At 73.0% G+C, this 10,405-nt stretch carries 10 protein-coding genes and 1 pseudogene; 5 read left to right on the top strand and 6 right to left on the bottom strand.

Going from position 1 to position 10,405, the window contains the following annotated elements:
• Nucleotides 1-277: 277 nt before the first annotated feature.
• Complete coding sequence (locus OFY01_RS11865) at nucleotides 278-1,480, top strand: threonine aldolase family protein (RefSeq protein ID WP_266599023.1); 1,203 nt, start codon at nucleotides 278-280, stop codon at nucleotides 1,478-1,480.
• An 18-nt stretch (nucleotides 1,481-1,498) separates the two neighbouring features.
• Here OFY01_RS11865 and OFY01_RS11860 read toward each other — a convergent pair whose 3' ends face one another.
• Nucleotides 1,499-1,741, bottom strand: coding sequence for a hypothetical protein (locus OFY01_RS11860; RefSeq protein ID WP_407700323.1), 243 nt, complete (start codon nucleotides 1,739-1,741; stop codon nucleotides 1,499-1,501).
• Nucleotides 1,742-1,902: 161 nt separating this feature from the next.
• On the opposite strand from OFY01_RS11860, the gene OFY01_RS11855 reads away from it, so the two are divergent.
• Nucleotides 1,903-3,009, top strand: coding sequence for a DUF5937 family protein (locus OFY01_RS11855; protein ID WP_266599021.1), 1,107 nt, complete (start codon nucleotides 1,903-1,905; stop codon nucleotides 3,007-3,009).
• Between the two features lie 22 nt (nucleotides 3,010-3,031).
• Here the strand turns inward: OFY01_RS11855 and OFY01_RS11850 are convergent, their stop codons facing one another.
• From OFY01_RS11850 to OFY01_RS11840, 3 genes are all read right to left on the bottom strand, one after another.
• Nucleotides 3,032-3,262, bottom strand: a complete 231-nt coding sequence (locus OFY01_RS11850) for a hypothetical protein (protein WP_266599019.1) — start codon at nucleotides 3,260-3,262, stop codon at nucleotides 3,032-3,034.
• Nucleotides 3,263-3,413: 151 nt separating this feature from the next.
• Complete coding sequence (locus tag OFY01_RS11845) at nucleotides 3,414-4,103, bottom strand: response regulator transcription factor (protein WP_266599017.1); 690 nt, start codon at nucleotides 4,101-4,103, stop codon at nucleotides 3,414-3,416.
• Nucleotides 4,104-4,224: 121 nt separating this feature from the next.
• The gene (locus tag OFY01_RS11840) at nucleotides 4,225-5,424 is read right to left on the bottom strand and encodes a sensor histidine kinase (RefSeq protein WP_266599015.1); all 1,200 of its coding nucleotides are present in this window, start codon (nucleotides 5,422-5,424) and stop codon (nucleotides 4,225-4,227) included.
• Nucleotides 5,425-5,542: 118 nt separating this feature from the next.
• On the opposite strand from OFY01_RS11840, the gene OFY01_RS11835 reads away from it, so the two are divergent.
• Nucleotides 5,543-6,646: an SAM-dependent methyltransferase gene (locus OFY01_RS11835; RefSeq protein ID WP_266599013.1), complete on the top strand. Its 1,104-nt coding sequence runs from the start codon at nucleotides 5,543-5,545 to the stop codon at nucleotides 6,644-6,646.
• Here OFY01_RS11835 and OFY01_RS11830 read toward each other — a convergent pair.
• The gene (locus OFY01_RS11830) at nucleotides 6,611-7,762 is read right to left on the bottom strand and encodes an NADH-quinone oxidoreductase subunit D (protein WP_266599012.1); all 1,152 of its coding nucleotides are present in this window, start codon (nucleotides 7,760-7,762) and stop codon (nucleotides 6,611-6,613) included. The genes OFY01_RS11835 and OFY01_RS11830 overlap by 36 nt on opposite strands.
• A gap of 45 nt (nucleotides 7,763-7,807) precedes the next feature.
• Between OFY01_RS11830 and OFY01_RS11825 the strand changes: the two genes are divergently transcribed.
• Both OFY01_RS11825 and OFY01_RS11820 read left to right on the top strand, forming a co-directional pair.
• On the top strand, nucleotides 7,808-8,377 hold the full coding sequence (locus OFY01_RS11825; RefSeq protein ID WP_266599011.1) for a PH domain-containing protein: 570 nt from the start codon (nucleotides 7,808-7,810) through the stop codon (nucleotides 8,375-8,377).
• 35 nt (nucleotides 8,378-8,412) lie between these two features.
• Nucleotides 8,413-9,750, top strand: a complete 1,338-nt coding sequence (locus OFY01_RS11820) for a PH domain-containing protein (protein WP_266599025.1) — start codon at nucleotides 8,413-8,415, stop codon at nucleotides 9,748-9,750.
• A 78-nt stretch (nucleotides 9,751-9,828) separates the two neighbouring features.
• Here OFY01_RS11820 and OFY01_RS11815 read toward each other — a convergent pair.
• Nucleotides 9,829-10,405: pseudogene (locus OFY01_RS11815) on the bottom strand (hypothetical protein); the annotation flags it as partial.

Genomic DNA, 10,405 nt, shown 5'->3' with positions numbered 1-10,405 from the left:
TTCGAGCGCGCCACCCGCTCCCGTATCCGCGCCCAGCAGGACCAGGCCCGCGCCGACGACGCCCACGGTGAGGCGGGCGGGGCGGCTTCGCGCGTCGGCCGGTCCGGGGCGCGCGGCGGGGTCTTCGGGGGGCGGTGAAGCGGTCACAGGCGGCCTTCCGTTCCAGTCCGCTCGGGGTACCGGACGATTTCTCGTCATGTTAACGCTATCTGGCGCCGGGGGCCTCGGTCGTCCACAGGCTGTGGGCAACCGCACGCGTGTAGGACATGATCGACGCATGGTCGACGCGAACGGGACGAACACGGCGAGCGGGAAGAGCGGAGCCGGCGGGGCGAGCGGAACCAGCGGGGAGAGCCGGGCCGCCCGGCTCCTGGCGGCCCGCCGGGGGGCCACGCGCGTACTGGCGCGCAAGCCGGAGGAGGCGACCATGGCCGAGCGCCTGGCCGCGCTGGCCGAGTCCGCCGGTTCGGTGACCGATTTCGACGGCGACCCCGACCTCTACGGCAACGGTGTGGTCGCCGAGCTGGAGGCGAAGGTCGCGGGTCTCCTCGGCGCGGAGGCGGCCGCGTTCTTCCCGACCGGCACCATGGCGCAGCAGGTGGCCCTGCGCTGCTGGGCGGGCCGCACCGGCAACCCCGTCGTGGCGCTGCACCCGCTCGCCCACCCGGAGGTGCACGAACGGGACGCCCTGAGCGCGGTGTCCGGTCTGCGCACGGTGCATGTCACGGGCGAGCCGCGCCAGCCCACGGCGGACGAGGTGCACGGCCTGGACGAACCGTTCGGGACGCTGATGCTGGAACTTCCGCTCAGGGACGCCGGTTTCCTCCTGCCGACGTGGCAGGAGCTGGAGGCGCTCTGCGAGGCGGCACGCGCGCGGGACGCCGTCGTGCACTTCGACGGAGCGCGGCTGTGGGAGAGCACACGGCACTTCGGTCGCCCGCTGCACGAGATCGCGGCGCTCGCGGACAGCGTGTACGTGTCGTTCTACAAGACGCTCGGCGGACTCAGCGGCGCGGCGCTCGCGGGCCCGCTGTCGTTCGTGGAGGAGGCCAGGGCCTGGCGGCACCGTTACGGCGGTCAGGTCTTCCAGCAGTTCCCGCAGGCGCTGGCCGCCCTGGTCGGCCTGGACCGTGAACTGCCGAGGGTGACGGAGTACGTGGAGCACGCGCGCGTGGTGGCGAGGGCCCTGCGGGAGGGGTTCGCGCAGGCCGGGGTGGCGTGGGCGCGGATCGGCCCCGAAGTGCCGCACACGCACCAGTTCCGGGTGTGGCTGCCGTACGACCCCGACGTGCTCGCGGAGGCGGGGGTGGCTCAGGCGGAGGAGACGAAGACGCTGCTGTTCGGCCGCTGGTACACCGCGGACACGGTGCCGGGGCTCGCGTTCACCGAGATCACGGTCGCGGCGCCCGGCCTGGAGTGGAGCGCCGACGACGTCCGCGCGGCCGTCGCGGACTTCGTACGGCGTCTGCCCAGGATCTGACGGGCGGGCCGGGACCGGTCAGCACCCGGCGGCGCGGTGACGGCGTCCGGCGGGCAGCAGGCGGGCCAGGGCGAGCCGGATGCGGCCCCGGGCCGGGCGGCCCGCCAGGACCGCCTCGAAGCGCCGGTAGTCGCGCAGTTCACGCACGGCGGCCCAGTCGTGCAGGCCAGGAGCCGGAGGGGCCGGTTCGCCGCGCTGAGCGGCGCGATAGGTGTCGAGGGCGTACTGCTGGTGGACCGACATGGCGATCACCTCGTCCATTCATCCTGATTGTCACTCGGTGCCCCGGAATCAGCAGATCTGCTGCGGTTCGGGGCCTGTGACCACGAGACTGCGCCGGGCGCGGCAGGCCGGTCACGTCGATTGACGGGAGCCGTCAATCGACGGTCCGGCTGTCAGTGGGGGCGTGCACCATGGACGTCATGAGCGTGAGCATCGACATCACGGGCCTGGAGTCCGAGCAGATCAGCGTCGTGCCCTCGCCCCTGGCCGAGCTCGGTATGGCGCTGCACGCGCTGTCGGAGCCCGCCCACCACCCGGGGCTGCGCGCGTGGACGACGAGCGTGTCCGCCTCCCTTGACGCCTGCCTCGCCGACCGGCTGTGCCAGGCGGACTTCCTGTGGCGGTCGACGTTCTCGGACATCTTCATGCCGTTCGCCGGGATGCCGGGGCGGGACGCCCGCCCGGGTGCCGCGCTCGCCGAAGAGCTGGACCTCCTGGACAAGCTCTCCGACGAACAGTTCGTCGACGCCGCCCTGGAGTTCACCTGCCAGCACACGTACGCGGGCCGGAGTGTGAACCGCATCGACGACCCGGAGGTGCGCGAGCGCGCGCTCGAACTCTCGGCCGCGCGCGGCACGCACCAGGTGCGGTTCACCCAGCGGCTCCTCGACGACCCGCCGGCGGTCCGGGCATGGCTGCGGGTGCTGCTCCAGGACTGCGACGAGGCGTTCTTCGCGGACGTGTGGGCGCGTGTGCGGCCCCGGCTGACGGCGGACACGCGGCACAAGAGGGAGCTGCTGCGGCGCAAGGGGCTCAGGGCCGCGCTCCAGGAGACCTCCGCTTCGGTCGCGCTCGACGAGGCGGGCCGGACCGTCACCGTCGACAAGATCAGCGTCGGGCACACGGCGACCGAGGGCGGCGGCCTGGTCCTGATGCCCACCAGCCTCGGCTGGCCGCACCTGTGGGTGCTGCACCGCGAGCACTGGCTGCCGTCGATCGTCTACCCGGTCTCCTCGCCGGGCCTGTCCGCGCCGCCCTCCGTCGAGCAGGTGACCCTGCGCATGTCGGCTCTCGCCCACCCGGTGCGGATGCGCCTGTGCCGGCACCTCGCACGCGGCTCGTACACCACGAGCGAACTCGCCGACGCGCACGCGATGACGGCCCCCGAGATATCCCGGCACCTGTCGGTGCTGAAGAAGGCGGGCCTGGTGACGGCGGAGCGGCACGGCCGCTATGTGCGGCACCAGCTTGATCTCAGTGTGGTGTCACGGCTCGGCGGAGACTTCATCGAGGGGGTCCTCAGGTGACGGGCGCGCTTCCGGCGTGCGGCTACGCCGATGCACCGGGCGAGAGGAGGCCCGCGTGAGCGCCGTGGACGATCGGCCGCGCGTCGACGCCCTGATGGAGCCTGAGCGGTTCGAGGTGCTCGCGGCAGCCGCGGAGCGCGAGGCCGACGGACCGCGCCTGGAGGTCGTCAACGGACAACCGGGCGTCAGGGCCGGGCCCGACGGCGTGCACGACGAGATGGTCCTGTGGCTGCGGCCGGTCTGCACGCAGCACGACTTGCGGCTGGGCCTGTACGCCGAGCGGGGCCGCGCGTCGAGACGTACCGAAAGGCCCCGCCGGGGCCGGGCGGGGGATAAGGACTGGGCGGGGGATAGAGGCTGGGCGGGGACGAGGCAGGCGCGAGGTAGCCCGCGGCGCCGCTGGCTCAGGCCCCGCCCGGCGCCCCGCCTCCGGCCCGTACGAGACCGGTCTCGTAGGCGAGGACGACGACCTGGACCCGGTCGCGCAGGTCCAGTTTGGTCAGGATGCGGCCCACGTGCGTCTTGACGGTGGCCTCGGACAGGACGAGGCGCGCGGCGATCTCGCCGTTCGACAGGCCCTGGGCGACCAGGACCATGACCTCGCGTTCGCGCTCGGTGAGCCGCGCGAGGCGCTTGTGGTGCGGTTCCGTGCCGACGGCGGTGTGGGGCAGCATCGGGGCGAACCGGTCGAGCAGGCGGCGCGTGGTGGACGGTGCGACGACCGCGTCGCCGCTGTGCACCGCGCGGATGGCCGTGAGCAGTTCGCTGGGCGGCACGTCCTTGAGCATGAAGCCGGACGCGCCCGCCTTGAGCCCGGAGAACGCGTACTCGTCCAGGTCGAACGTGGTCAGGATCAGCACCTTGGGCGCGTCCGGCTCCGCGCAGACGCGCCGCGTCGCCTCGACGCCGTCCAGCTTCGGCATACGGACGTCCATGAGGATCACGTCGACCGCCGTCGAGCGCAGCACCTCAAGTGCCTCGACGCCGTCGCCCGCCTCGGCGACGACCTCCATGTCCGGCTGGGCGGCGAGCACCATCCGGAAGCCGGTGCGCAGCAGCACCTGGTCGTCCACGAGCATGACCTTGATCGGCATGTGTCAGCAGTCCTCGGATCGGGGGGCGGAAGCCGGGCGGGCTCGATGGTGGTCAGTCGGCGGGCTCGATGGTGGTCAGTGGGCGGGCTCGATGGTGGTCAGTGGGCGGGCTCGATGCTGGTCAGTGGGCGGGTTTGAGCGGCAGCAGCACGCTGATGCGGAAGCCGCCCCCCGGGCGCGGGCCCGCGTCGAGCGTGCCACCGACCATGCCGACGCGCTCACGCATCCCGATGAGTCCATGGCCGCGGCCGTCCGCGCCCCCGTCCTCGTACAGCTCGTGCGGGGCGCCCTTGCCGTCGTCCTCGACGAGAAGTCCGAGCCCGTCGTCGAAGTAGACCAGACGGACGCTCGCGCCCGCGTTGGGCCCGCCGTGCTTGCGGGTGTTGGTGAGCGCCTCCTGCACGATGCGGTAGGCGGTCAGCTCGACGCCGCTGGGCAGCGAGCGCGGGGTGCCCTCCACCTTGAAGTCGACGGGGAGCCCGGAGCCGCGGCACTGCTGGACGAGGTCCTCGATCTGCTCGACGTCGGGCTGCGGCACGTACTCGCCGCTCTCCTCGTGCTCGCCCGTGCGCAGCACACCGAGCAGTCTGCGCATCTCGGCGAGGGCCTGGCGGCCGGTGCCCGAGATGGTCTCCAGGGCCTTCCTGGCCTGCTCGGGCGCGGTGTCCAGGACGTACGCGGCGCCGTCGGCCTGCACCACCATCACCGACACGTTGTGCGCGACGACGTCGTGCAGCTCGCGGGCGATCCGCGCGCGTTCCGCCGCGACCGCGACCTTCGACTGGGCCTCACGCTCCTTCTCCAGGCGATCCGCCCGCTCCTCCAGCTGCTCCAGGTAGGCGCGGCGGGTGCGCAGCGAGTCGCCGAGCACCCAGGCCAGGGCGAACGGCACCATCTGGAAGACGGTGACCAGCGCCTGCCCCGCCGTACTGGCCTCGATCGCGGGCCAGCGGATCTGCGCGAGCGGCGCCGCGCACAGCCCACCGACCAGGCCGAACCGGGACGACCAGCGGGTGCCGCTCACCGCGACGGTGTAGATGATCACCAGCATGGCGAAGTCCGCCGGCCCGATCCGGGCGTCGGCGACCAGCTGAGCCACGCCCGTGATCGCCGTGAGGATCAGCATCTTCTCGGGCATGCGGCGACGCAGGGCGACGACCAGGCAGAGCACGACCGTGCAGAGCACGGCGGCCGGCTCGTTGCCGATCCCGGCGGATCCGGTGTTGCGCAGGCTCACCGCGGACATCCCGAGCAGGACGACGGCCCAGAAGCTGTCGACCCAGGTCGGGTGTCTGCGGATGAAGTCGTAGAGGCGCTGCACGTAACCCAGAGTAGGGAAGCGTGCGGGGCGCGGGGGTCAACCGGAGGGCCGATCCGCGCCCCGCGCGCATACTCCGCAAGGTGGAGGAGCGTCCTCCCCTGCCGCTTAGCCTTCCTGGGTGGAGCACGTACGACAGAACGAGACGGCGCGCGGGTGGCGCGCGGCGGCACAGGCGGCCCTGTACGGGCCGAGGGGCTTCTACCGGAGACCAGAGGGCCCTGCCGGGCACTTCCGTACCTCTGTGCACGCCTCGGCGCTGTTCGCGGGCGCCGTGGCGCGGCTGCTGTGCCAGGTGGACGCGGCGCTCGGCACACCGGACGAGCTGGTGTTCGTCGACATGGCCGCGGGGCGTGGGGAGCTGGTTTCCGGCGTCCTTGGCGCGCTGCCCGGTCATGTGGCGGCACGCGTGCGTGCCTGCGCGGTGGAGATCACCGGGGCGGCTCGGCCGGACGGCCTCGACCACCGGGTCGAGTGGCTGGACGCCCCGCCGCGCGGTGACGGTGACGGTGGCGCTGGCGGTGGCGGTGGCGGTGGCGGTGGCGGTGGCGGTATCAACGGGCTGCTCTTCGCCAACGAATGGCTCGACAACGTGCCCCTGGACGTCGTCGAGGCCGACGCCGACGGCGCCGCCCGCCGCGTGCTCGTGCACGGCGACGGCGCCGAGACGCTCGACCCGGAGCCGCTCGACGCGGCGTACGAACGGTGGCTCACCACCTGGTGGCCGCTGCCGCCCGAACCGGGCCTGCGCGCCGAGATCGGGCTGCCGCGCGACCGGGCGTGGGCGGCGGCCGTGGGCAGCCTGGAGCGCGGCCTGGCGGTCGCGGCGGACTACGCGCACACGCGTGCGAACCGCCCGCCCTTCGGCACGCTCACCGGGTTTCGCGAGGGGCGCGAGACCGCGCCCGTACCCGACGGCTCCTGCGACATCACGGCCCATGTGGCGCTCGACTCCTGCGCCGCGACGCCAGGCGCCCGCCTGCTGACCCAGCGTGCCGCCCTGCGCGCCCTGGGCGTGAGCGCTGAGCGCCCGCCACTCGCGCTCGCCTCCCGCGACCCGGCCGCGTACGTACGGGCACTCACGCGCGGGGGAGAGGCCGCGGAACTGACCGCCCGCGGCGGCCTGGGCGACTTCGGCTGGCTCGTCGAGCCGGTCGGGCTCGGCCGAGCGGCCCGGGAGGCCGTGGCCCTACTTGTCGATGTCGCCGACGACGAAGAACAGTGAGCCCAGGATCGCCACCATGTCGGCGACCAGCGTCCCGGGCAGCAGCTCGGTCAGCGCCTGGATGTTGTTGTACGAGGCGGAGCGCAGCTTGAGCCGGTACGGCGTCTTCTCGCCCTTGCTGACGAGGTAGTAGCCGTTGATGCCGAGCGGGTTCTCCGTCCAGGCGTACGTGTGGCCCTCGGGCGCCTTGAGGACCTTGGGCAGGCGTTGGTTGACCGGGCCCGGCGGCAGGTCGGCGAGCCGGTCGAGGCAGGCGTCGGCGAGGTCGAGCGAGTTGTGGCTCTGCTCCAGGAGGCACTCGAAGCGTGCCAGGCAGTCGCCGTCGGTCCGCGTGACGACCTTCAGGGTGTCCTGAAGCTCCCCGTAGGCGAGGTACGGCTCGTCGCGGCGCAGGTCGAAGTCGACGCCGGAGGCGCGGGCGATCGGGCCGCTCACCCCGTAGGCGTGCGCCGTGTCCGCGGACAGGACGCCGACGCCGCGCGTGCGGCCGCGGAAGATCTCGTTACCGAGGACGAGGCGGTCGTAGACGTCCATCCTGGAGCGCACGTCCGCGACCGCCGCACGCGCGCGTGCCGCCCAGCCCAGCGGGAGGTCCTCCTTGAGGCCACCGACCCGGTTGAACATGTAGTGCATGCGCCCGCCGGAGACCTCCTCCATGACGTTCTGGAGCTCCTCGCGCTCTCGGAAGGCGTGGAAGACCGGGGTGATTCCGCCCAGTTCGAGCGGGTACGAACCCAGAAACATCAGATGGTTGAGGACACGGTTCAGCTCGGCGAGCAGCGTGCGCAGCCAGACCGCGCGCTCGGGAACCTCCATGCCCAGCATCCGCTCCACGGCGAGCACGACACCCAGCTCGTTCGAGAAGGCGGAGAGCCAGTCGTGGCGGTTGGCGAGCATCACGATCTGCCGGTAGTCCCGCGCCTCGAAGAGCTTCTCGGCTCCCCGGTGCATGTAGCCGATGACCGGCTCCGCGCGCTGGATCCGCTCGCCGTCGAGCACGAGACGCAGGCGCAGGACACCATGAGTGGAAGGGTGCTGCGGCCCGATGTTGAGCACCATGTCGGTGCTCTCCGCTGCACCGCCGATGCCGACCGTGGCCTGAGTCGTGGGCGTCATGGAGACAGTGTCTCGTACGCAAGGTCTCGTACGTAAGGTGAGGTCATGGAGACAGGGGCGGCAGGGCCGACAGGAACGGCGGGGGCGGCCGAGGCCGCGGGCGCCGAGGCCGCGGGCGCCGAGGGACCGATACGCGCGACCGGCGAGTCGGGGCCACCGGACTGGGTCGGACTTCCACCCGGGCTGCTGCGGCTGCGGCGGCTGCTCCTGGTGCTCTTCCTGGGGCCGCTCGCCCTTGTCGTCGACATACCGCTCGCCGTCTTCGCCGGCCCGGTCTGGGCGGCCTTCGCCGCGCTGCCGCTGGCGGGCATCGTCTGGGGCTGGCGGATGACCGGCCGCAACTGGCGCTCGTGGCGGTACGCCGAACGCGCCGACGACCTGCTGATCAGCCGCGGCGTCCTGTGGCGCGAGGAGACGATCGTGCCGTACGGCCGCATGCAGCTGGTCGAGGTGACCTCGGGCCCGCTGGAGCGCAAGTACGGGCTCGCCAGCCTGCAACTGCACACCGCGGCCGCCGCCACCGACGCGACCATCCCCGGCCTGGCACCCGCCGAGGCCGAACGCCTCCGCGACCGCCTCACCGAACTCGGCGAGGCACGATCGGCGGGCCTGTGACGGCCGCCGACGCCCCCGAGGACGCACGGGAGGACGTGCGGAAGGACGCACGGAAGGACGCACGGGAGGACCCACGGAAGGACGTGCGGGAGCAACGCCTGCACCCCGTCACACCGCTGCGCCGCGCCTGGGCGCCGATAGCGGTGCTGCTCGGCTGGGCCGTACACGACATGGACCAGGCGCAGCGGCAGCTCGCCCACCTCACCGGCGCGACCCTGGCGATCGGTCTCGGCGTCCTGGTCCCCACCGCCGCCCTGTACGGATTCCTCACCTGGTGGTTCACGCACTTCGCGGTCACCGACACAGAGCTGCGCATCCGTACGGGCCTGTTCTTCCGCCGCACCGCCCACATCCGCCTCGACCGCCTCCAGGCCGTCGACATCACCCAGCCGCTGCTCGCCCGCATCATCGGCGTGGCCAAGCTGAAGCTCGACGTGGTGGGCACCGACAAGAAGGACGAGCTGGCCTTCCTCGGCGAGGGTGACGCACGCGCCCTGCGCGCCGAACTCCTCGCCCGCGCGGCCGGGTTCGCGCCGGAGTCCGTACGCGATGTCGGGGAGGCCCCGGCCCGTGAACTGCTGCGCACGCCGCCGCGCACGCTGGCCGTGGCGCTGCTGCTCACCGGTGCGCCGTGGGCTTTGCTGTGTGCGGCGCTCGTCGTGCCCACGCTGTTGTGGATGGCCACCCACAACCTGTGGACAGTGATCGCGACCGCCGTGCCGATGGTCGGCGCGGCGTTCACCAACAGTGCGGGCCGGTACATCAAGGAGTACGACTGGACGGTCGGCGAGTCCCCCGACGGACTGCGCATCGACCACGGGCTGCTGGACCGCGTCCACGAGACGGTGCCGCCGGGCCGCGTGCAGACCGTGCGGTTCGTCCAGCCGCTGCTGTGGCGGCGACCGGGCTGGGTGCGCGTGGAGCTGCACGTGGCCGGGTCGGCGAACTCCGTACTCGCCCCGGTGGCGCCGCGCGCGCATGCCGAGGACGTCGTGGCGCGGATACTGCCGGGTGTGAGCGTGCCGAAGACGGCCGAGTTCACGCCGGTGCCGCGGCGCGGACGCTGGTGCGTGCCGGTGTGGTGGCGCGGCTACGGGGTCGCGGTCACCGACACGGTGTTCGCCGCGCGGCAAGGGCTGCTGGAGCGCAGCATCGCCCTTGTGCCGCACGCCAAGGTGCAGAGCGTCCGTCTGACGCAGGGGCCCTGGGAGCGCTGCTGGCGGGTCGCGGCGCTGCGCCTGGACACGGGGGCCAACACGACCGTGACCGCCCGCCTCAGGGATGCCGGTGAGGCGGCGGAGCTGCTGCGCGCCCAGGCCGACCGGTCCCGCACGGGCCGCCGGGACGCCCCGCCGGACCGCTGGATGGCGTGACGGGCGCGTGCCCACGTCTGGGACTTCACGCCTGGGGCTTCACGCCCTGGACTTCCCCCAGGACTCCTGCCCGGGACTTCACGCCTGGAGCGCGGACCTCAGGTGGCCTACGTCGATCTGCTCGGTCTCGTCGTGGGCGGTGAGGTCGATGACGGCCTTGCCACTGTCGCCGCCGTCGCCGCCGTCGCCGCCGTCGCCGCTGTCGCTGTCGCCGCTGTCGCCGCTGTCGCTGTCGCCCCTGTCGGACGTGTCGTCTGCCTGGTCGTGGGCCGTCGGGTTTTCGACGGGCAGGCTTTCGACGGGCACCTGGCCCTCGACGGCGGAACCGTCGGCGGCCTCCTCGGCCGCGTCCTCGGCCGCCTTCTCCGCGAGCATCTCCTGGCCGACCACATCGGCCAGATCCTCCCGCTGCACCGCCGCGCGCTTCGCCCCGAAGAAGTCGAATCCGCCGCCGAGGGCCTTGCGCACGGGAGCCGCCGGTGCCACCACCGCGGCGGCCGCCGGAACCGGCACCGTGGCCGCCATGCCGAACCGGTTCTCCTGCTCGGCAGGCGGCTCGGGCTCGGCACGGCCCGCGAGGCGGTCGAGCGCGGCGTTGGCCCGCCGGTACAGCTCGGGCGACACGCCGCCGCCGCCCGGCCCGGACGCGGCGGAC

The sequence above is a fragment of the Streptomyces beihaiensis genome (assembly GCF_026274175.1).
Taxonomy (GTDB): Bacteria; Actinomycetota; Actinomycetes; order Streptomycetales; family Streptomycetaceae; genus Streptomyces; species Streptomyces beihaiensis.
Note: the sequence above shows the minus strand (reverse complement) of the source record. Positions and strands in the feature narration are given on the sequence as shown.

Coding starts and splice junctions, on each gene's coding strand:
- OFY01_RS11865 (WP_266599023.1), top strand. CDS start 278: ATGGTCGACGCGAACGGGACGAACACGGCGAGCGGGAAGAGCGGAGCC.
- OFY01_RS11860 (WP_407700323.1), bottom strand. CDS start 1,741: ATGGACGAGGTGATCGCCATGTCGGTCCACCAGCAGTACGCCCTCGAC.
- OFY01_RS11855 (WP_266599021.1), top strand. CDS start 1,903: ATGAGCGTGAGCATCGACATCACGGGCCTGGAGTCCGAGCAGATCAGC.
- OFY01_RS11845 (WP_266599017.1), bottom strand. CDS start 4,103: ATGCCGATCAAGGTCATGCTCGTGGACGACCAGGTGCTGCTGCGCACC.
- OFY01_RS11830 (WP_266599012.1), bottom strand. CDS start 7,762: ATGACGCCCACGACTCAGGCCACGGTCGGCATCGGCGGTGCAGCGGAG.
- OFY01_RS11825 (WP_266599011.1), top strand. CDS start 7,808: ATGGAGACAGGGGCGGCAGGGCCGACAGGAACGGCGGGGGCGGCCGAG.